This is a genomic window from Bartonella sp. MU37NMGALS (genome assembly GCF_042194015.1).
In the GTDB taxonomy this organism is placed as follows: domain Bacteria; phylum Pseudomonadota; class Alphaproteobacteria; order Rhizobiales; family Rhizobiaceae; genus Bartonella; species Bartonella grahamii.
Window position 1 is genome coordinate 36630 of sequence record NZ_JBHIML010000007.1, and the last position, 23161, is coordinate 59790.

The following is a 23161-nucleotide window of genomic DNA, read 5'->3' on the forward strand; positions in this document are numbered from 1 at the left end:
TTGATTCTTAATAGAAATTTTTTATTATCTCTTTGAAATGACTCAATTTTTTATTTGCACTTTTTTAGTGAACAATAAATCAATGAAATGGATCAAAAGGAGAAACACTTCGACCACGCTCAAATTGACCGATACGCTCTATTTCCCACTGTAAAAGGTGGGCTGAATTTGCAAAAACACGCGCACGCACTGTTTCTCCCAATGCTTCAAGATCATATCCTGTTGCTTGCCCTGTATTAATCATAAAATTACAGTGCATTTCACTCATTTGAGCGCCACCAATCCGTAAACCACGACACCCTGCTTCATCAATCACGCGCCACGCAGATCCATTCTCAGGATTTTTGAAAGTTGATCCTCCTGTCTTTTCACGAATAGGTTGTACAGTTTCTCTGTGGAGGGAAACTTCATCCATAGCAGCACGAATATCATCTTTATTACCAAGTTTTCCTTCCAATAAAGCAGCTGTAAAAATAAAATCTTTAGGAATATCACAATGGCGATAGGAATAATGCATATCTTTCAAACTCAAGATATGACGTTGTCCTTTACGATCCAGCGCATAGACCTCGACAACACGCGCTGCGGTTTCAACACCATTCGCACCCGCGTTCATTTTGAGAGCTCCTCCAAGAGCACCAGGAATACCATGATAAAAATGAAAACCTGCAACTTCTGCCTTTAAAGCAGCAGCAGCTAAATGTTTATCCGCCGTACCAGCACCAACTAAAAAGCCTTTTGGAGAAACTTGCTGCACTTGCCCAAAATTTTTTGGCGAAAGACGAATCACAACACCAGGAACGCCCCCATCACGCACCAGAAGATTAGAACCAATTCCCACAATTGTTACAGGGATAGATTCAGGAAGATTTTGCAGAAAAACTGCTAAATCTGCCTCATCAACAGGCTGATAAAAAAGCTCTGCCAACCCGCCCGTGCGAAACCACGTTACCTTACGCATTTCAACATTAGGTGTAAGTTTGCCTCTCACGCCACCCAACAGCGGTTGCAATTGCGCCAATAGCGCCTCACCATCAATGTGCTGAAAATTTACCATGACCATCCAATACCGCTAATTGATGAGGCAACGCACAAGCCCATTGTGTGATATTGCCAGCACCAAGAAAAACAACATAATCCTCTGCCTGAGCAAATTTTGAGACAAGAGACACGACATCTTCCAGACTATGTATCAAGCGCACATCACGATGACCCGCCATTTTAATATGCTCTACCAATTCTTGAGAACCAAATCCTACAATAGGCTCTTCACCAGCCGCATAAACAGGCGTAATCAACACTGTATCTGCATCATTAAAACAAGTAGAAAAATCATCAAATAAATGATACAAACGTGAATATCGATGGGGTTGTGCAATGGCAATAACACGTCCTTTTGCACTCTCACGTGCTGCACGCAAAACAGCCTTTATTTCAACAGGATGATGTCCATAATCATCAAATATTTCAATACCCCGCCAACTTCCTGTTCGCGTAAAACGCCGTTTTACTCCGCCAAATTCTGCTAAGCCCCTTTTTATAGCTTCATTTGAAATGCCAAGTTCATGCGCAATAGCAATAGCCGCCGTTGCATTAGCAACATTATGCTGTCCTGCCATGGGCAAAAGCAAATTTTTCAACTCAATCTTTCTTCCTGTTTTGCGTGAGCGAACAAGAACATCAAAATGCGTTTTTTGACCATCCATCGAAAGATTAAGAAAACGAACATCCGCTTGTGGATTTGCACCATAAGTGATCACCCAACGATCATCAATACGGCCCGCCAATGACTGAACCTCTGGATGATCAAGGCACAAAACAGCAAAACCATAAAAAGGAACATTTTCTACGAATTGCCGAAAAGCGTCACGCACAGCATCAAAACTTCCATAATGATCCAAATGCTCAGCGTCAATATTAGTAATAACAGCAATATCAGCAGGCAGCTTTAAAAATGTACCATCACTCTCATCAGCTTCAACAATCATCCAATCGCCATCTCCTGTACGAGAATTCGTACCATAAGCATTAATAATACCACCATTAATTACCACTGGATCAAAATGACCGGCATCAAGAAGGGCTGCGACCATTGATGTGGTTGTTGTTTTACCATGTGTACCACCCACCGCAATTGCACGCCGAAACCGCATCAGCTCCGCCAGCATTTCTGCACGTCTAACAAGCGGCAAATGTCTTTCCTTTGCAGCAATATACTCAGGATTTGTTTTTTTAACGGCAGTAGAAAAAACAACAACCTCTGCATTCCCTAAGTTTTCAGCACAATGACCTATATGAACGTTAATTCCTTTTTTCCGCAAACGTTCAACATTTGTACTTTCAACTTGATCTGACCCTTGAACTTTATAGCCAAGATTATAAAAAACCTCCGCAATTCCACTCATACCGATCCCCCCGATTCCGATAAAATGGATAACGCCTATATCAAGTGGCATTTTCATTTAAAAGCTCCTCTTTTATATCTGACAACAATCGCCCTGCAATTAAGGATTCAGCCATATCAGCAAGGCAACGGGTTGCATGAGGTTGCCCAACTTTTTTTGCAGCAAGCGCTTGTTTTTCCAATAAATGGGGCGCACAACAAGCGTGCATTAAAAGAGAAAAAAGCTTTTGTGCATTTAAATCTTTTTCTGATACAATTTGCGCACCACCTACACGAGCAAGCAGAGCTGCATTGGCAGCCTGATCATGATCTAAAGCATGGGGATAGGGAACAAGCAAAGCAGGTCTACCAATCACCGCTATCTCACAAACAGATGAAGCCCCAGCACGCGACAAAATAAAATGGGCATGTGCCATACGTTCAGCCATATCATCAAAAAAAGGAGCTACCTCTGCTTGTACGCCCATATCACGATAGATTTTGATTAACCCTTCTGCTTCCCCTCGAACTTGCTGCACAATTCGTAAACGTTTACGGTTCTTATCATCGAATAAAGCAATAGCTTCTGGAACAATATGTGAAAAAGCAGAAGCCCCTTGGCTACCTCCAAAAATCAAAAAATGAAATGGCTCTTCACCAGTTGAGGGATGATAAGGAATTTTGGCCGCCTTCAGCACAGCCTCACGGACAGGATTCCCCGTCAAAAGTATTTTACGAGCATAAGCGCCATTTGGCGACAACAAACCACCAGCGATTGCACGCACAAAAATTGCCAACACCCGATTGGCACGCCCCATAATAGCATTTTGTTCATGAATAAATGTTACACGCCTCGTTAGGGCCGCAATAAAAAGAGGAGGAAAGCTAGGATACCCCCCAAATCCTCCAACAAGAGCAGGACGTAATTTATAAAACAACGCCAACGATTGCCCCATACCCCTTAGCAAAGACCAAAATGTCTTTATCAGAGCAAAAGGATGGCGTCGTATAAATGTTGCCGATGAAACGATATGAATATGCTCTTCATCAAAACACTGAACAAAAGGTCGTGCTCTTTCATCTGTTATTAAATGAACATCATATCCACGCTGCCTTAATTCAACAGAAAGGGCTTCAGCAGGAAAAAGATGTCCACCTGTACCACCAGCCACCAAAACAATAACTTTTTTATCATTCATAAGGGGTATCCAAGACAGAAGAGGAAGAAAAAGCTGAAAGGCGTGCTTCTGGCCAACGACGTGTTAAACTAAGCAAAATGCCCATTGAAAACGCAATCGCCACCATCGAAGAACCACCATAAGAAATAAAAGGCAATGTCATGCCTTTTGGAGGAATTAAGTGAAGATTAACGGCCATATTAATCGCTGATTGAAAGCCAATCATCATTGCTATGCCAGTAATACCAAGACGTATAAAGGAATCACGTGTATTCATGGCTATATACAATGAACGCATAACGATAAAGCCAAAAAGCATCATAATTAATAAACAAAGGATAATACCATATTCTTCAGCAGCGACGGAAAACACAAAATCTGTATGGCTATCAGGAATGATACGTTTTACTGTTCCCTCCCCAGGACCTTGCCCAAACCAACCACCATTCAAAATAGCCTCACGTCCTACATCCACTTGAAAAGTATCCCCTTCACCTGTCAAAAAACCATTGATACGCTCGCGCACATGATGCAGAAAAAGATAAGCTAAAATAATTCCTACAACGCCTAAAATGAGAAAGAGAAAAATAATGGTAAGAGGTACACCAGCAATAAAAAACAGCCCCCCCCATGTTGCACTTATTAAAACTGTTTGTCCAATATCAGGCTGCAAAACCAGAAGCACACAACAAATGGCATAAAGTAGAATCGCTAACGTATAACCCAGAATTCCCCTCCTGCGTATCTGTTCTGAAAAAAGCCAAGCAGACATAACCACAAAAGCTGGCTTCATAAACTCTGAAGCCTGTACAGAAAAACCAAATAGCTGAATCCACCTCCGTGCTCCCTTTAATTCTGGACCAAAAAATAAGGTTGCAACCATAAGAGCAAGCGTTACAATGAGCAAAAGAGCACATAAACGACGAATATTAGAAAGCGAAAAAAAAGAAATGGTAACCATCGTAAAAAATGCTGAAATGCTAAAAATGATATGCCACCGAACAAAATAAAAACTATCAGCAATTCCGATTTTTTTTGCAATAATAGGGCTGGCAGCAAAAGATAGCATAATGCCAATACCCATTAAAATTAAACAAGCTGCAAAGATAGAGCGATCAATCGTCCACCACCAATTAGCAATTGGATCTCTATCTGCGCGCGTAACCATGGTATCCACCTTATCCATTTTATAAATTATCTTAAAGTGATATGGTTCCCCAGCCTATTTAACAAACACTTTAAAAACTAAATTACACAAAAAAAGATTCTGGAGTCTTAACGCAAAAATATTTTTTTATAACTGATGCTTTTTTATTGTAACTGCATCACAAAAGAGACAAATGCTTCACCTCGCATTTCATAATTTTTAAATTGGTCATAACTTGCACAAGCAGGTGACAAAAGAACCGTCACCTCTTTTTCCTTACAACCCATTGCGTCAACAGCTGCCTCATGCACCGCATTTTTCAAAGTTAAGCTCATAGAAAAGGGAAAAGCAGATCCAATGGTGCGGGCAAATTCTTCCGCCGCGCTCCCAATCAAATAGGCTTTACGAATTTTAGGAAAAAATTCTCTAAGAGACTCTATTCCTCCCTGTTTTGCCTCTCCCCCAACAATCCAAAAAATATCATTAAAGGTGGAAAGCGCAGGAGCTGTTGCATCTGCATTAGTCGCCTTGCTGTCATTGATAAACAAAACCGCCCCCATTTTACGCACCTGCTGCATACGATGATCCAGCCCTTTATAGCTTGCTAAACAGTTCTCTATATGTGGATCGGTTATTTTTAAAACCTGCAACGTTGCTAATGCCATAAGGGCATTTTGCGCATTATGACATCCGCGCAAAGCAGTCATAGACGCCAGATCTGCAAGCATATGACGCTGTCCTTGACAAACAGAAAAGAGCTTAGTCCCATCTGCATAAAAACCATTTTCAACAAAATGATCCTTGGAAATTGCCCAAATTTTCTTCCCCTCATGAAGCAACTGTTGATATAAAACCCGACAAGCTGCATCATCAACTGAAATAAAAGCCTGAGAAGCCTGAGCAATCAGATGCCTTTTGGTTTGCACATAACAGGCAAAACTCCCATGTCGATCAATATGATCAGGTGTTAAATTCAATAAAAGTCCAATGGTCGGCTGAAGAGAGGGTGTAAGATCAATTTGAAATGATGAACATTCAATCACATAGATCCGTTTTTTAACAAATGGCTTAAGCGTCAATATTGCCTTTCCGATATTCCCCCCCACCTGCACATCATAACCCATTTTTTCCAACAAATGCGCAAGTAAAGCCGTTGTAGTTGACTTCCCATTCGTCCCCGTAATCGCAATGAAAGGAACATCTTGGTCACAAAAACCATAATGCTGTAAAAAATGCTGGCGCGCACGAACAAATAATTCAATATCACCGATAATTTCTATATTTTTTTTTCGTGCTTTTTCAACAACCCAATGGGGTTGAGGACAATTTAAAGGAACTCCAGGAGCTACAATCAATGCAACAAATTCTGACCAATCTTCATAACGGAGATCTCGCGTTGGAATATTGTGCCGAAAAGCCATTTGCACGCTTGAAGGACTATCATCCCACGCCACCACTTCTGCACCGCCACGCATCAATGCTTGTGCCGTTGCTAGTCCAGACTTCCCCAATCCAAATAAAGCAACTTTTTGTCCTTTATAACACGCAACAGAAATCAAAATCTCACCGCAATTTAAGTGTTGAAAGACCAATAAGAGCAAGAACAATTGAAATAATCCAAAAGCGTATCACGACTTGGCTTTCAGTCCAGCCTTTTTTCTCAAAATGATGATGTATCGGTGCCATAAGAAACACGCGTTTTCTTGTTAATTTGAAATAACCAACCTGAATAACGACCGAAAAAGCTTCCACAACAAAAAGCCCACCAATAAGAGCCAAAACAATTTCGTGCTTCGTAGCTACTGCAACAGTCCCTAATAATCCTCCAAGAGCCAACGAACCAGTATCTCCCATAAAAATAGCTGCAGGTGGTGCATTAAACCATAAAAAACCAAGCCCTGCCCCAACAACAGCTCCCAATAAAACAGCCAATTCACCTGCTCCCGATACATAATGGATTTGGAGATAATCAGCAAAATTCATATTACCAGAAAGATAAGCAATCAGAGCAAAAGATAAGGCTGCAACCATCACAGGAACAATAGCAAGGCCATCAAGTCCATCCGTCAAATTAACCGCATTACCGGTCGCGACAATAACAAAAGCAGAAAAAGGAATAAAAAACCAGCCCAAATTGATAAGATAATCTTTCAAAAAAGGCAAAGCGAATCCAGATGAGCCAATTTTCAGGATGACAAAAGCAGCAATTGCGGCAACACAAAACTCCAAACTTAACCGTGCTTTCCCAGAAAATCCTTTGTCTGTTTGTTTTGTGACCTTAAGATAATCGTCATAAAATCCAATTGCCCCAAAAGAAAGCATAACCAATAGCGATACCCAAAAATAAATATTCGATAAATTACACCACAAAAATGCCGATACTACAATGCCAGTTAAAATCATCAATCCACCCATTGTAGGTGTTCCAGCCTTTTTAAAATGTGTTTGAGGACCATCAGCACGAATCGGTTGCCCCTTACCCTGCCGCAATTTAAGAGAAGCAATGATGCTAGGTCCAAACAAAAAGACGATGAGCCCCGAAGTAAGCATAGCCGCTATCGTGCGAAAAGTAATGTAACGAAATACATTCACACCTGGAAGCCAATCACTAAACGAAGAAAAAAACAGCATCATGGTACAAAAAACCTCTTAAAACTATGAAGAAACCGCTTTATAGCGGTCAAGCAATGCAGTCACAATATCTGATGAACAAAGGCTATTGGATGATTTAACCATAAGCAGATCCCCAGAAGAAATTTCTGCTAAAAGGAGAGATAAAATTTTCTCAATATTTTCAGCATAATGAACCTTAACACCAGCAGACAAATCACTGACTAAAGATTTCATCGCCTCACCAAATAGAAAAACCGGATTAGCACCGGAAAGACGTATTGGCTTTATTAAATCACGATGAAGCTTTTCACTATACTCCCCTAACTCTAGCATATCTCCTAAAATAGCAATTCGCCGCCCCTCTTCTCCGACTGGTCCTGTAGCAAGAAGCTCAAGCGCAGCACGCATAGAAGCAGGATTTGCATTATAGCTTTCATCAATGAGATAAAATTCACCCCCATTTGATAAAGACAGTCGATAACGAACACCTCGCCCCTTTTGAGAAGAAAAATGGCGAAAAGAAAGAAGAACAGGCTCTAACTCAACTCCCATAGCATCACAAGCAGCAATAACCCCTAAACTATTTTGCACAATATGGCGTCCGGGAGCACCAATTTGAACCTCCCTATCCCGCTCCCTAATACGTACAATCATAGAAGAATGATCAGTTAGAAGACGTATATCTCGCGCTTGATAATCAGCATTTTTGCTCTCACCAAAGCTTAAGATATTCTTTACACCGCATTTCTTTGCTTCTTGAACGAGATAAGAAAAAAAATCACTATCCGCATTTAAAATGGCAATGCCTTTCTCATCTAATCCTTCAAAAATTTCAGCTTTTGCCTTTGCTATTTCTTCAAGATTTTTGAAAAAAACCATATGTCCTGCACAAATATGCGTAATGAGAGCAACATGCGGACAAACCAGTTTGACCAGAGGGCGAATTTCATCTCTATGATTCATGCCAATTTCAAAGATACCATAATCACTCTCCATAGGCATCCGCGCTAAAGTAAGTGGAACCCCCCAGCAATTGTTTAAAGAAGCGAGATTCGCATGAACGTTCCCTTTCGTTGCAAGTGCTTGTTTCAAAGCTTCTTTTGTCGTTGTTTTTCCCACCGATCCTGTTATCGCGATAATCTTAGCTCTTGAACGTTTGCGTGCAGCTTGTGCAAGTTTTTCTAAGGCTTGCAAAACATCAGGAACAACAATAAGCGGGGCCGATATCTTTTTCATATCCCTCAAACGGTGTTCCGCAACGATAAGAACGCCTGCACCTCGTTCATAAGCTTGCGCAGCAAAATCATGACCATCAAGATGATGCCCTTTAATGCAGAAAAAAATATCACCTTCCGCAAGAGTACGACTATCAATGGAAACCCCAGAAAAAGTTTCTGGCATGCTTCCCATTACAACACCATTAATTGCAGCAACAAGTGCTTGCTTATCCCATAAAGCTGTCATTTCTTTCGGTCCTCTAGAGCTTCTATCGCTTTCAAACGATCTGAAAAAGGATACGTTGTCTGCCCTATAATTTGGCCATCCTCATGACCTTTTCCAGCAATGATGAGTGTATCACCAGCTTTCAAAAGCTCCACCGCATAAGAAATAGCCTCACCACGATCTGCTATCTCTATTGCTGTTGGCACTGCCTGTAAAATATCCTTGCGTATTTTTTCTGGCATTTCTGTGCGAGGATTATCATCCGTTACAATAACAATATCCGCTTTATCCGCCGCAATTTTTCCCATCAAAGGTCTTTTTCCTTGATCACGATCTCCTCCACAACCAAAAACAACAATCAAACGCCCTTGCGTAAAGGGACGAACAGAAAGCAAAACCTGCTCCAAAGCTTCTGGTTTATGAGCATAATCAATATAAACAGGCGCATTATTTTCTGTCTTTCCGACAAATTCTAACCGCCCAGGCGCCCCCTGCAAAGTTTCAAGCGCAGAAAAAACCTTACGAGGTGAAACACCCGTTACAATTGCTAACCCCGCTGCCATAAGCGCATTGGCTACCTGAAAATCTCCAGCCAAAGGCAAATCAAATGTATAAATATTATTTTCCACACGACACTCAATACACTGTTTTGAGCGTTGATGTTCAACACGATTAATCGTGATAAATTGCCCCTTACGACCAATTGTCAAGACACGGCGGCGCGCTTGTGTAACAACATCAATAACCTTTTGTGAATAAACATCATCAGCAAAAATCAAAGCAGGAGCAGATACAGGCAAAAGTGTATCAAATAACTTCATTTTAGCCCGCAAATAATCCTCTACCCCCGTGTGATAATCCATGTGATCTCGCCCTAAATTGGTAAAGGCACCAGCCGTTAAACGAACTCCATCAAGTCGTCCTTGATCAAGCCCATGCGAAGATGCTTCAAGGGCTGCATGCGTCACACCTTCATGAGAAATTTCACAAAGAAGACGGTGCAAGACAACCGGATCAGGTGTTGTGAGAGAACCATAAACATTCCGTTTAGGAGAAACAACACCAACCGTTCCTATACTCGCAGCACAAAATCCAACATGAGTCCAAATTTGCCGAATAAAAGAAACAACAGATGTTTTACCACTTGTACCAGTCACAGCAACGACCGTTTCAGGCTGAGAACCGTAAAAACGTGCAGCTGCCAACGCTAAACTATGACGAACATTAGAAACACGTAAAATGGGAACAGATAAATCCTCAAGAACAGCATGACAATCTGTAACAATTGCTCGTGCGCCACGCTTTATCGCATCATCTATATAGTGCCTTCCATCACTTTTTTTTCCTTGAACAGCGACAAAAACATAGCCTGGCAAAACTTGTCGAGAATCTGCACTGATTCCTGTTATTTCCATTGAAGAAAGATTCTGATCTTCAAGACATTCTGTAAAAACTGTTCCAAACAACATAACGCTGCACCTTTGTATTCATTTTACCGTTGTTTAACGAAACTTGAATTACTCTTTTTACTTAAAAGAGGCTCATATTCTTTTTTAAAATCGGATTTTACACCAAGAAAACTAGCTGTGCGACGAACAATATTAGCAAGCATTGGTCCAGCATTCATCCCCGCTGTTGCTGAACGCTGTCCCTCTGCAGGCTTTGGTTCATCAATAATTGTTAAAACAACATAAACAGGATCATCAATAGGAAAAGCAGCAAGAAAACTATTGAAATTTTTTGTTTTAGAATATTTTCCATTTTCAACTTTTTCAGCTGTTCCTGTCTTACCACCTACACGATAACCTTCAACTTTTGCATTACGTCCAGAACCAATATCACTATTTAATTTATAAAGGTAACGCATATTTTGACTTGTTTTAGCCTGCAAAACCCGTTTTGCGTAGTGCAAAGTTTGTCCTTTTGTACGTTTTAAAAATGTCGGAGCAATTAACCAACCACCATTCATTAAAGCAGCAGCCCCGACAGCCGTTTGCAAAGGTGTTGTTGCCATACCATGCCCAAAAGCAATGGTCATCGAATGAATATCCTTCCAATGATGTGGCACAATAGGATGGGCAACTTCAGGCAATTCTGTTGTCAATCGATCCAGTAAACCAAGTCGTTTCAAAAAATTACGATGTCCATCAATCCCCACCGCCAATGCCTCCTTAGCAGAACCAATATTAGAGGAATAAATAAAAACCTCCCATAACGTTAAGGGACGATTTTTCCCATGAAAATCATGAATAGTATACCCACTACTTGCTTTTATTGGCTTTGAAGCATCAATAATACTGTTTAAATGAAAAATATCGGAATCAAGAGCCATGGCAGTTGTAAAACTTTTAATGATTGATCCCATTTCAAAAGCTCCTGCCGTCATCCGATTGAGACGATCACTTTTTAAAGCTTCAATAGGATTTCCAGGATCAAAATCTGGTAGTGATGCCAAAGCCAAAACTTCCCCCGTATGTATATTTAAAATAATAGCTCCTGCAGCAATTGCCCTATAACGCTTCATAGCCTGAATAAGTTCATCATGAACAATTGCCTGAACACGCACATCAATCGAAAGCTGAACTTGTTTTAATGATTCTTCCATAGCAAGACCAGCGGCACGCAAAGCACTCAACCCCGCATCATCAATATATTTTTCCATACCTGCAATGCCCTGATTATCAACATTCACCATACCGAGAATATGGGAAGTTACAGGTCCATCAGGATAAAAACGACGAATTTCAGTCCGAAAACCAATTCCTGGTATACCAAGAGCCATAATTTTCGTCTTCTGCATTGGTGTTAACCCACGCTGTATCCAAGAAAAACCAGATTTTCTTTTTAAGCGCTTATAGGTTTCCTGCCAATTAAGATCAGGCAAAACTGTTGAGAGCAATTCAATTGTTTCATCCACATCAATAATACGTCGTGGCTCAGCAAAAAGTGAATAAGTTTTAATATCTGTTGCCAATAAACGACCATTACGATCAACAATATCAGGCCGTGCCATCAATTGAAGAACTCCTGGCCCCTTTGCTTCTTCAATCTGTCCACCTTCCAACCCATAAGAAATAAGGCAAGCCCCCATGATGCCATATAAAATTAAAAAGCAGAACAACGAAAAAAGCAAACGTGGACGACTAGAATAGGGACGACGAACAGAAACATTATGATTATTCAACGAATTCTTTAAGCGCTTTTTCTTCTGTGAGAATAAAAAAGTCGATTTCATTACTGCGCGCCTTTTTGGACAACATCATTTATCTGAGAAGCCCGATTATTTGTCAAAATATCCTGATTATCTTCCAAGATATTTTGTTTAATCACTTCTTCAATTTGATCATGTACCCGTACCGGAATATCTTTAAACGCCACGATTTGACGCGGCTGTATAACCTCTAACTCAAGTTCTTTTTGATAACGTTTTGCAAGTTTTTGCATGCGTGAAGGCCTTATCATCACAGCCCACTCAGCACGAAGCAAACTTACCGTATTTTTTGCTGCAGCAATTTCATGCTCAAGATGACGAACTTCGTTCATTCGTTTTTGAACATCATATTTTACTTTATAAGTAAGACCTGCCATACAAATCATAATCATCACTAAGATCATATCAAATGTACGAAAAACTGTCATTTCTTGCCGCCTTCAAAACTGGCAATCTCTGCTAAACCAAATAATTTCATATCTGCTGCAAGAGCCTCTGCTTTAGTTCGTACACCAACACGCAACCGCGCAGAACGTGAACGAGGATTTTGCTGTAACTCCTCTTCACTTGCAGTTATCCCCCCTTTAAACAAAGGAAAAAATGTTGCTGGAGGCGTTTTTATTTCAGGAAGATAGCGTGATCTCATACACTCTCCTGAACGAAAAGAAAAAAATCTTTTGACCATACGATCTTCAAGAGAATGAAAACTGACAACCCCCAAACGACCACCCGGTTTCAAAATGCGTTCAGCAGCAAATAAGCCACGTGCAAGTTCACCAATTTCATCATTAACATAAATGCGAAGAGCCTGAAATACACGTGTTGCAGGATGAATGCGATCTCCTGGCTTACGTCCTATCAACGCTTCGATAGCATACGCCAAATCACCTGTACGCAAAAAAGGCTGAACAACACGACGCTTTTCAATCATCCGTGCAATTCGCCCCGCATAGCGCTCTTCTCCTAATATCTTAAAGATACGTGCCAAATCCCTTGCTTTTAAGTGATTTACAACATCGCCAGCAGTAAAACCAGTCTGAGCCATTCGCATATCTAATGGACCATCTTTTTGAAAAGAAAATCCCCTTTCAGCTTCATCAAGCTGCATTGAAGAGACACCAATATCCAAAATAACGGCGTCTACCTTCTCTTCAACAACGCGATCCAACTGTGAAAATTCCATTTGCACCAAATGAAGTCGTGGAAAAAATTCTTCAACAAGCGATTGTCCCGCACTAATAGCATGAGGATCACGATCAAGAGCGATCACCTCCGCCCCTGCCTTTAACAAAGCGCGCGTGTAACCACCAGCACCAAAGGTGCCATCAATCACTTTTGCTCCAACCAATGGCATAAGCCCAGCCAAAACTGGCTGCAACAACACTGGGATATGGCGTTCAGCTCTTTGATCCTGCTTTATCAAAATAATCCGTCTTGAAGTTATGCTGTCTCAAATCAACAGCTCTCTCATAGCAACTGATTTTAGAGTAACCTAGCCTTCAACTTTCATATTAATCACAATGAACGAAAAAACTAAAGTTATCCCAAGACAGATCCTAACGCATTATACTTAAAGAAATGTTATAATTTTTTAAAATACTCTTTGCTCAAGTGTCCATTTCAAACACATAGAATCCATAAAAGACCATATATAATTGATCTTATAAAATATCGCGTATCATCATGAAATATCAGTCGGCCTATAAGCCGGGTTCTGTAGAGTAAAGCTTACACTTTACATGGCAACCATTCATCTGGGACGGATGTTACCATCCGCCTCGTGCAACCTACCCGAATGACTCGCCCGGAAATCGGCTGCAAATTAAATTTTGCACGTCATTTCTATTTGGTCTTGCTCCCGGTGGGGTTTACCTTGCCACATTCATTACTGAATGCGCGGTGGGCTCTTACTCCACCCTTTCACCCTTACCTATAAAAATAGGCGGTTTACTTTCTGTGGCACTTTCCCTAGGGTCACCCCCGCCGGGTGTTACCCGGCACCGTCTTTCCATGGAGCCCGGACTTTCCTCACTTGCCGCATTTCAGCATTAGACAAGCGCGGCTGCCCAGCCGACTGACGCATTAATTTATAAAACATTTTCTGCTCCGTGAAAATAGCATCTTAAAATATTTTATAGCAAACCTGTCTAAAAAGATGTTTTTATTTTAATGAAGCCAGATAAGTTTTCACTTTTGCGCAATATTTCGCCGAAATGGAATTCATTTTTTTTGCAGCATGACCTGCGTTATATTTAAGGATTGTACCACACGTACTTCCACCACTGAGTTTATACGCCCGTGCCAAATAACGCATACCATATTCAAGATTGGTCGCAGGATCGTACAAATCCTGTACAGAACCACTAAAGCCCAACCCTCGTGCCGTAGAGGGTTTAATTTGCATCAAACCTATTTCGCCAGCAGCCCCCTTTATACCTGCCTTATAATTACTTTCGACTTTTACAACAGCATGTGCTAAATTAACGGGAACATTATATTTATTCGCAAGTTTCTGAATAAGAAACTCATAAGGACGATCAGGAATCTTAGAAGCAACAATCGCTGAGGCTTCTCCTGATTCCGCAACATTTAAGACACTATGAGTCCAACTTACATCAAATACAAAAAATACAGCACACGCTGTATTTAACAAGATTTTCAAAAATTGCATTTTCTTTCTCTTCACTCAAACATTCTCAAATTCTAGCTGCAAATAATTTGCAAACGTATTGTACAAAAAAAGAAAGCAAAAGAACGGCTTGAAAAAGGAAAGAGTAAGACAATTTCAAGATAAAATTCTGCAACAAAAGAAAATATCTTTATGCACAAATTATAGATTTATCTATATCATAAAATAAAAAAAATAAAGAGACTATGATTAATCTTATAGCGTATTAAATAAAATGATATAATATACAAATTTCTACTATCACTATTGTATCACTTAATTTTTATATTAAAAAAATAGCATCTTAAAGAGAGACAAGAACATCTTTTTACCGAAGATTCTCAATATCAAAAAAGTTTCACAAAAAATATAAACTGTTATCAACACTTCTCTCTGGTTAATAAACACCCACAGCACTCTTTATGTCCGATAAAACCCCAACAAATCATAAAACAAGTCCCCGCTCCCATCATTGCGCATAAAAAATTCATAAATATACTAAAACTATCATACTCTTTACCAATTCAAAATATTGCAACAGACTTTTAGCTCTTAAGATGCCACAAAGAAGCTTTTTACTTCTTCTTTTGAAAGAGCTTTTATCCACACAAGCCTCTCACTTGTAGTGCACAAGAAACTAATTTTGATTTTTTCACCATGAATAAATTTAAAACGAGAGAATTTTACAATTCTTAAGATTCTCACTCAATATGAAAATGACAAATTATCATTACAAAACAATATGCTAAAAAAGCTATATCCGTCTTTGTCTCTACAACAAAGCTTAACAATTACTTTTGTCTGTTTTTTGAAAAATGTTAGGAAACTCAATACCCCCAAAGCCTTTTAAATAAAAATAAACCCTCATCTTCATTCAAATATTTTTTTCTTTGTCACAGACAATCACCTTATCAGCCTTGCACCTCATTTTCAGAAATCATACAAGTGAATAAATATTCTAAAATCCGTAGAACAAAGGAATCTTAAATCCTTTTAAAATTTTCTATTTTCTCATATCAAATAAAAAAATAACCGGCATATAAAACGCGATTAACGTGTTTTATTATAGCCAATACTGCTTTTGCTTTTGTTATTGTCGCGATTGATAATACAATTAACTCGACCAATACCCTTGACAGACTTTCTTTCACTCCTGTAATGATTGCATCATTATCGTTATACTTTGATTGCTTACCTTTTGAGTAAGATAAATTTTGCTAATTATCCTACAAATTGATTATCTCCTCGCACTTTTCAAAAATTCATGAAAAGCTCTTGCTGCTTAAAATAAAACCCAAAAGCGCGATTAAAAAAACAGCTAAAAATAAGCATTAGCAATGGAAGGACGAGAAATCGCTTTTGAGAGAGCCATAGCAACAGTTTCACCAGATTTTTGAGCCTGCTCACGACTCTGACCACTTTTAGCAGCAAGCGCAATTACATCACGACGCAGCTGCGCAATAAACAACTCTTGCTGTTGAGGGTCCATCTTAGAAAGATGCTTGATAATATCTGGAAAAGATACGGACAATCTCTCTAACAACTCCTCCTCTGTTACATCAAGCTTCTGAGAAGAAAAAGAAGAGCGACCGGAAAAAAACTGATAAACAGCACTACTTTGAGAAGCAAAAAATACAACGCCAGAAATAAAAAATACAAATAAAATAAAAATAATACGATGTGAAAAAGATCCCATTATCTCTTACCTAAAGATCACAGAACACAAACATAGATTCCCTTTACGATTCTCCTTATAGCATTCAACGATGCCTCAATAAAGAAAAATCAAATTATCGAAAATGAATACGCTAACACTATCCGCCCAACAAGACCTGCCCCTCTATGTATTCAGGTAGTATAGGCGAAACAATAACAGATCTTACACTTCCCCCTAATAACACGCTACAACATACCGCAAAACAATTATAAAAAGCCTGACTGAGGAAATCCTCAGTCAGGCCAGACAATCTAGGGGATCCACGCGGGGGGGGGGGGAGGAGGTTCCCCGATCGTCCTCTCACATCAACCACTAAGATAGCCGATGCAATATTCTTGCTATGGAATAAAATTCTTTAAACAACAAGAAATTCCTATCATCTTCTACGCAAAAAAACATAAAAGAGTTATAAATTGTTTAAAAATGTTTAAATTTGGGCAAAAAAAGTTTAAAATGACCCAATTTGAAGCAATTTTATTTCAAGAAACATCAATTAGAATCTACAATCATTATAACTTTTAAATAGTTTCTTTCATAACTCTGATGATCATAATTAAAAAAACCGTAATTTCTACGTATCCACCCTATAAAAATCAAACTATGTAAAAGTAGAATCACTTTTCCAACAGCAATCACCACAAAAATAAAAATGTAGATTTTTAAAATCTTACACAAATAACCATAAAAAATGAAAAACATCTTCTTGCAAGAAAACAATAAATTTAGAGAAATAAAATCTTATCTATCTTCATAAAAAATTCTGTAAATGATTATTAAAATATTGTCGCATCTCTCATGTAACAATCAATGAAGAATTTAAACAGCTTAATTTTATGAAAAAATGAGAACTCTGAAGGTATTTGTTTCGAATCACGTGCTATAATCATTCCAAATAACGATAAACTATTTTACAATAACCAACAGGCTCTAACGCATTTTAACATAACAAACCGAGATCAATGCAGACAGTTTCTCTTAATCTCTATCATTTAAATGATTCCGTAAAATAATTACACACAGTAGTTTCTACACTCAAAAATTGTTATAGTCTGTTCTTCTAACGTAAATAATGCATTGATTTACAATCATAACGCATCATTTTACAACTTACATGAGAGATCTCAAGAACGTAAGATCCCTTATTTTAAATCTTCGTCCATTGAATCAATGAATAGCCATACTATGGCACATCACAAACAAGAAAAAGCATATGGATAAAAAACATAAAAGCCCAAAAATAAAAACCTATTGCCGTCTTTACCATCCCTTTCATTTGCCTTTACGAATTTCAAACATGCTCATAACGCTGTGTTTTAAATAATGAAAATCATGCATTGTCTTACCCTTTTACCCCTTCGTCTTTTTAGAGCATCTTTTTGCACCACTCACTAAAAATTCCAAGGTACTTCTTATCTAAGCACCTGTTTTAAAGAGACATCGTAAGATCTATTGGGTACCACCATTTTTGACATTTATGAAGGTATGAGCCATCACTATATTATATTGTGCGCTATTACATCATATCGCCGCCGCTCTCATATTTAGAAATATGTATTTCCTTTTACAAACGCTATTATTTAGATAAATATCTTCTCTTGTAACAAACAAACAGACTCTTTTGGATTCTGAAACAGGAAATTTGAAATGAAAAAATATTCCTATATTCGAGCCTCTCATTGAAATCTAAAAAATCAATATATTGGCTAATAAAACAAATATGATATCAAGACACCTTAAATAACGATCCTCATAGGCTTATCTCTATAGAAGGTGCTTTCATTACACAGTACACAGCCACCAAGCCCCTGTAAAACACCAATACTCTCATATAAAAACATAATACAAATGTAAAAAACAATAGATTATCAATGATTGAATAAAGTTTTATCTCTACGCTATTCCTTAAGAAAAATCAGAGAATAAAGCAGGTCAACAAACGCGATTTATGCAAAATCGACTTGTTTATCTTTGATATCGTCAACTAATAAACGCGGATCACGAGCAAGCCAAAGCGTAACCATACCCTTCTCACTGTTTTCATTTTGTATAGGAGTAAGACAAACCGTTTGTTCTAGAACAAGTCCCGTATTTTTAAGCCATTGTTCTATTTGTAAAGCCGAAAATCCAAAACGCGTATGTGCTTGATCAGAATATGAAGACTCAATTTTATGATAACCAAAATCCACAACCAATAAACGTCCATGAGGACGCAAAACACTTGATATCTCATGAAGAAACATTTCAGGATTTTCAAGAAAATGTAAAACCCAATGAAGAATAACTAAATCAAAAGTTGTATCTCCAACAGACAAGTGAAAAACATTGCTATCAAGCACAACTTCAACCGCATGCGTATAAAGATTAGAAAACAATTTTAAGACAGAGTCTCCACCTATTCCAATATCCAGCATCGTTTGAAATGGTTTATCGCCAATGATTTCAAGTAAAGCGTTTTCCACACCATGATCTGCCATATAGGATGACCGTAATACATCCCATTGCAACGTATTTTGTAAAAAATGCTTCTTCCTCGTTTTTTGACGCTGCTTTTTAACATCCTTCAAACGTTCTAAATCATGCGCTAACAACATATCATGCTTTGGTAAAGCCGAAAGAACACCCATCACAATGTCTTTACCCAAAAAATCATGACAAAGCTTAAAATAAAGGCTATCTCCCTTCTGATAACGCTCAATCAATCGTGCTTCGTACAACAAACGTAAATATCGTGATATACACGCTTGCGACTGATCAAGAATAAAAATAAAATCAGGAATTGTTAAATCTTCATGACGCAAGAGCGTAAGAACACGTAAATGGTTTATTTCTGCGACCGCTTTTAGCAGCACAATCATTGCATCTAAACTTGCACTTTTTTTCATAATTATCCCTTAAACATTCTTATAAACATTTGTTTACAGAAAAAAAAGTCAAGCATAAAACGCATATTCTCATCTATTTTGTTCTCTCTATTTTATTATACTATAAAAAAATAGGCTACTGTAAAAAACGAACAGATTATTCCCCTGCTTCTCGTTATAATGATAATGCATTGATTTATAATAACAATTAATCATTTTCAACTTGAATAAAACATCGGAATACCGTAAATTTTCCTCATTTCAAATCGATTCATGATAAATCAATCCAAATTATTCTCTTACAGCTCATAAACAGAGGAGACATATGGATAAAAATACTTTTTATAGTCATCTCAAAACAAGAACTGCACATTATTGAGAGAAAATAAATAACATGATGGTGCCAGCTTGCATTTTTATTAAGTAAAGATGATAATGCTCAATGACCAGAGCATTTGTAGAAATAGTGCTATACTCTTCACCCCCTCCTTTTCATTGCAATTTTACAAGCAATAGTCGGTTATATATCATGAGTAGAATAACCCTATTTAGGTCACAATTTCATAAAGTATCTCTTACTATTTTCAATGAATAAAAACTTCCACAGACTACACACATACTTTATTTATGAAATAACAAATGCAATAAAACACACTATTTTTTCAAAAACGTTGAGATAAGATAAAAAACTCTAGCGTGTAAGAGGTTTATAATTTGCATGCTTAGGATTAAGAGATTCCGCCCCAAGACGACGAACTTTATCATCCTCATATTCAGCAAAATTACCTTCAAACCATTCTACATGGCCTTCACCTTCAAAGGCTAAAATATGTGTTGCCAATCGATCAAGAAACATACGGTCATGCGATATGATAACTGCACAACCAGCAAAATTTTCCAATGCATCTTCTAATGCACCCAATGTTTCAGTATCAAGATCATTTGTCGGTTCATCAAGAAGAAGCACATTCCCCCCCTCTTTTAGAAGTTTCGCCAAATGTACGCGATTGCGCTGGCCTCCTGATAAATTTGCCACCTTCTGCTGTTGATCTGCCCCCTTGAAATTAAAAGCCCCGCAATAAGCGCGACTATTCATCTCATATTTGCCTAATTTAATAATGTCATTTCCACCAGAAATTTCCTCCCAAACAGTTTTATTCCCCACCAAGGAATCGCGACTCTGATCCACATAACTCATGTGAACTGTTTCACCGATACGTATTTGACCTGAATCGGGCTGTTCCTGTCCCGTCAACATTTTAAACAAGGTCGACTTTCCCATACCATTGGCCCCAATAACGCCGACAATACCACCAGCAGGAAGTTTAAAAGAAAGAGAATCAATCAATACACGCTCACCATAAGCTTTAGAGAGATTATCAACTTCAATAACAACCTGTCCTAATCTTTCTCCAATAGGGATAATGATTTGCGCCTCTCCAGGACGGCGCTCACGTGCTGCTTGAACCAACTCATCATAAGCCTTAATCCGAGCTTTTGACTTTGCTTGTCGCCCTTTTGGACTAGAAGCGATCCATTCTTGCTCACGTGATAAAGCACGTTGACGCGCTGCCTCTTCACAGCCTTCTTGAGCCAAACGCTTAGCTTTAGCCCCCAAATAAGCAGAATAGTTCCCCTCATAAGGAATACCTCTCCCACGATCTAACTCTAAAATCCAACCCGTTACATTGTCGAGAAAATAACGATCATGGGTTATCAAAAGCACAGCCCCAGGATATTCACGTAGATGCCTTTCAAGCCAAGCCGTCGTTTCAGCATCTAAATGGTTTGTCGGTTCATCCAAAAGTAACAAATCAGGTTTTGACAAAAGCAATTTACAAAGTGCAACACGCCGCTTCTCACCACCCGAAAGTTTTGTTACATCCCCATCGGCTGGCGGACAACCAAGAGCAGCCATAGCCATTTCCACTTGACTTTCTAAATCCCAAAGATTCTGACTGTCAATAATGTCCTGAAGCCGTGCACTTTCATCAGCCGTTTCCTCGCTATAATTCATCATCAATTCGTTATAACGCTCAAGAATTTCTTGTTTATCTGCAACACCTTCCATCACATTGCCACGCACATCTTTGCTCGCATCAAGCAAAGGTTCTTGTGGTAGATAGCCACAGCGTGCTCCTTCAGAAATCCATGCTTCTCCCGTATATTCCTTATCTAGCCCAGCCATAATACGTAAAATAGTTGACTTCCCTGCACCATTCGGCCCTAAAATACCGATCTTCGCATCTGGATAAAAAGACAAATGAATATTTTCTAGAACTTTTTTATTGCCGTAAGACTTGTTAAGCCCAGCCATATGATAGATAAATTGACGTGCCATAAATTTCTCTTTATATTGTGCATATTAAAGATTAGGATTTTGAAAAAAACTGCTTTTGCTTTTTGAAACTGTACAGTAAATAGCACTTACATCGTATCAAAAGCTTTTCGCCTTATATTGGTATATTTTTTCTAATCTCACAAGCCCCAGTATGGTCCTGAATGCAAAAAAACATCCCCCAAAAAAGCAAAAAGCAAATCTTTTTAGCTGTACCTGAAACCTGTTATCAAACATTACCTCTCTTTTCCATACCAGATATAACATTGCATTTTTATCGTATTAAACCAACTTATCAATGTAATATGGTACCACAAAGAAAAGCAATTCTCTATGCGCCTTCTTTTTTCGCTTTATGGGCTTTATATTACGCAGTAAAAAATCCTTCTCTTTTTTCATCGATTTTTTGCTACGGGAAGCAATGGACTTCACACCTTGCCTTGATATGGCTTAAATTACGTTTACAAAACGACCGCCGCCTTATGGGATCTGACGTCCCAAGCCCAATGATCATGAAAGCTTTGCATCAACACGTAGCAAAAAATGAATACAGTGCACTTCCCATTGGTACGTGGTTACAATTCGTAAAAAACTATAAAACCAATTGTAAAAACTTATCCATCCCCCTCTTTTGGCTTGATAATTATAAAAATAATATCAATATCCAACACATCATTTCAAAACTTCAAGACGACATATAGCTTTTTAAAAATACGATAAAAGCTCATCTCGTATAGGAATATATTTATGGAAAAAAAAGCCTTAATCGTCATTGATGTTCAAAATGACTTCTTACTAGGTGGAGCACTTGCCGTACCACAAGGTGATGCTATTTTACCCGCCATCAATAATCTCATAAATCATTTTGACCACGTTATCTTAACCCAAGACTGGCACCCAAAAAACCATTGCAGCTTTGCTTCCTGCTATCCTGAAAAAAAGCCCTATGATACCATTATTCTTGACTATGGTCCTCAAATACTTTGGCCTGATCATTGCATACGAGGAACACAAGGAGCAGAATTTCATACATCTCTTAGAGTAGAAAAAGCACAACTTATCCTTAGAAAAGGCTATAATCAAAAAATGGATAGCTATTCTGCTTTTCTTGAAAATGATCAAAAAACACCAACAGGTTTACAAGTTTATCTCAAAGAACATGGTTTTACCAAGCTCATTATGTGTGGCTTAGCAACTGATTTTTGTGTCGGATTTTCTGCTCTTCACGCTATACAATGCGGTTTTAAAGTCAGTGTTTCATTAAATGCCTGTGCTGGTATTGATGTAAACGGATCACTAAACACTATGCTTAAAACTATGAACGAAGCTGGTATAGAACTTTTAATGGTCTCTTAAAATATTCTTCTCTAATCTACTATTATAATATACTGATTTATAAAAGATAAATTATTTTTCACATATTTAAGTGAAAGTCTAGAATATCGTAAATTCTCTGATTTCAAACCTGTTTCAAAACCATTCTCTTACACGTTACAAAGAGAATCAATGTATGAATAAAAATCATTCAAAAAAACAGTAAAAATGCTTCTTATGAACCATTAAATGCAAGAACTTATCATAATATTGAAAACTGGTAAAAAG

17 protein-coding genes and 1 other RNA gene are annotated in these 23161 nt (G+C 38.4%); 2 read left to right on the forward strand and 16 right to left on the reverse strand.

The features are described 5' to 3' along the window. Positions 1 to 79: 79 nt before the first annotated feature. The 16 genes from murB to ettA form a co-directional block, all read right to left on the reverse strand. Positions 80 to 1057, reverse strand: coding sequence for a UDP-N-acetylmuramate dehydrogenase (gene murB, locus ACFIJP_RS05470; RefSeq protein ID WP_375626123.1), 978 nt, complete (start codon positions 1055 to 1057; stop codon positions 80 to 82). Then, on the reverse strand, positions 1035 to 2462 hold the full coding sequence (murC, locus tag ACFIJP_RS05475) for a UDP-N-acetylmuramate--L-alanine ligase (RefSeq protein WP_375626124.1): 1428 nt from the start codon (positions 2460 to 2462) through the stop codon (positions 1035 to 1037). Before murC ends, murB begins: the two co-directional genes overlap by 23 nt. Further along, positions 2446 to 3582, reverse strand: coding sequence for an undecaprenyldiphospho-muramoylpentapeptide beta-N-acetylglucosaminyltransferase (murG, locus tag ACFIJP_RS05480; protein ID WP_375626126.1), 1137 nt, complete (start codon positions 3580 to 3582; stop codon positions 2446 to 2448). Before murG ends, murC begins: the two co-directional genes overlap by 17 nt. Beyond that, positions 3575 to 4729 (reverse strand): FtsW/RodA/SpoVE family cell cycle protein, encoded by a 1155-nt coding sequence (locus ACFIJP_RS05485; RefSeq protein ID WP_375626128.1) that lies wholly within the window; start codon positions 4727 to 4729, stop codon positions 3575 to 3577. The genes murG and ACFIJP_RS05485 overlap by 8 nt, the downstream gene beginning before the upstream one ends. A gap of 143 nt (positions 4730 to 4872) precedes the next feature. Then, complete coding sequence (murD, locus tag ACFIJP_RS05490) at positions 4873 to 6267, reverse strand: UDP-N-acetylmuramoyl-L-alanine--D-glutamate ligase (RefSeq protein WP_375626130.1); 1395 nt, start codon at positions 6265 to 6267, stop codon at positions 4873 to 4875. Between the two features lie 4 nt (positions 6268 to 6271). Further along, positions 6272 to 7342 carry a phospho-N-acetylmuramoyl-pentapeptide-transferase gene (gene mraY, locus ACFIJP_RS05495; protein ID WP_375626132.1) on the reverse strand — a complete coding sequence of 357 codons (1071 nt, stop codon included), beginning with the start codon at positions 7340 to 7342 and terminating at the stop codon, positions 6272 to 6274. A 21-nt stretch (positions 7343 to 7363) separates the two neighbouring features. Then, positions 7364 to 8785, reverse strand: a complete 1422-nt coding sequence (murF, locus tag ACFIJP_RS05500) for a UDP-N-acetylmuramoyl-tripeptide--D-alanyl-D-alanine ligase (protein WP_375626134.1) — start codon at positions 8783 to 8785, stop codon at positions 7364 to 7366. Next, positions 8782 to 10233 (reverse strand): UDP-N-acetylmuramoyl-L-alanyl-D-glutamate--2,6-diaminopimelate ligase, encoded by a 1452-nt coding sequence (locus ACFIJP_RS05505; RefSeq protein WP_375626135.1) that lies wholly within the window; start codon positions 10231 to 10233, stop codon positions 8782 to 8784. Before ACFIJP_RS05505 ends, murF begins: the two co-directional genes overlap by 4 nt. 23 nt (positions 10234 to 10256) lie before the next feature. Next, positions 10257 to 11999: a peptidoglycan D,D-transpeptidase FtsI family protein gene (locus ACFIJP_RS05510; protein WP_375626137.1), complete on the reverse strand. Its 1743-nt coding sequence runs from the start codon at positions 11997 to 11999 to the stop codon at positions 10257 to 10259. Then, complete coding sequence (locus ACFIJP_RS05515; RefSeq protein ID WP_375626139.1) at positions 11999 to 12403, reverse strand: hypothetical protein; 405 nt, start codon at positions 12401 to 12403, stop codon at positions 11999 to 12001. Before ACFIJP_RS05515 ends, ACFIJP_RS05510 begins: the two co-directional genes overlap by 1 nt. Next, positions 12400 to 13398 (reverse strand): 16S rRNA (cytosine(1402)-N(4))-methyltransferase RsmH, encoded by a 999-nt coding sequence (gene rsmH / locus ACFIJP_RS05520; RefSeq protein ID WP_375626141.1) that lies wholly within the window; start codon positions 13396 to 13398, stop codon positions 12400 to 12402. The genes ACFIJP_RS05515 and rsmH overlap by 4 nt, the downstream gene beginning before the upstream one ends. 264 nt (positions 13399 to 13662) lie before the next feature. Next, positions 13663 to 14053: RNase P RNA component class A (rnpB, locus tag ACFIJP_RS05525), an RNA gene on the reverse strand. Between the two features lie 83 nt (positions 14054 to 14136). Then, positions 14137 to 14646 (reverse strand): lytic transglycosylase domain-containing protein, encoded by a 510-nt coding sequence (locus ACFIJP_RS05530; RefSeq protein WP_375626143.1) that lies wholly within the window; start codon positions 14644 to 14646, stop codon positions 14137 to 14139. A gap of 1315 nt (positions 14647 to 15961) precedes the next feature. Beyond that, complete coding sequence (locus ACFIJP_RS05535; RefSeq protein WP_375626144.1) at positions 15962 to 16339, reverse strand: hypothetical protein; 378 nt, start codon at positions 16337 to 16339, stop codon at positions 15962 to 15964. Between the two features lie 1964 nt (positions 16340 to 18303). Continuing rightward, positions 18304 to 19242 (reverse strand): ArsR/SmtB family transcription factor, encoded by a 939-nt coding sequence (locus ACFIJP_RS05540; protein ID WP_375626146.1) that lies wholly within the window; start codon positions 19240 to 19242, stop codon positions 18304 to 18306. A 670-nt stretch (positions 19243 to 19912) separates the two neighbouring features. Next, on the reverse strand, positions 19913 to 21562 hold the full coding sequence (ettA, locus tag ACFIJP_RS05545; RefSeq protein ID WP_375626148.1) for an energy-dependent translational throttle protein EttA: 1650 nt from the start codon (positions 21560 to 21562) through the stop codon (positions 19913 to 19915). Between the two features lie 161 nt (positions 21563 to 21723). Between ettA and ACFIJP_RS05550 the strand changes: the two genes are divergently transcribed. Together ACFIJP_RS05550 and pncA are read left to right on the forward strand one after the other, a co-directional pair. Continuing rightward, positions 21724 to 22260, forward strand: coding sequence for a hypothetical protein (locus ACFIJP_RS05550; RefSeq protein ID WP_375626149.1), 537 nt, complete (start codon positions 21724 to 21726; stop codon positions 22258 to 22260). Between the two features lie 46 nt (positions 22261 to 22306). Then, complete coding sequence (gene pncA / locus ACFIJP_RS05555; protein WP_375626151.1) at positions 22307 to 22915, forward strand: bifunctional nicotinamidase/pyrazinamidase; 609 nt, start codon at positions 22307 to 22309, stop codon at positions 22913 to 22915. Positions 22916 to 23161 lie beyond the last annotated feature (246 nt).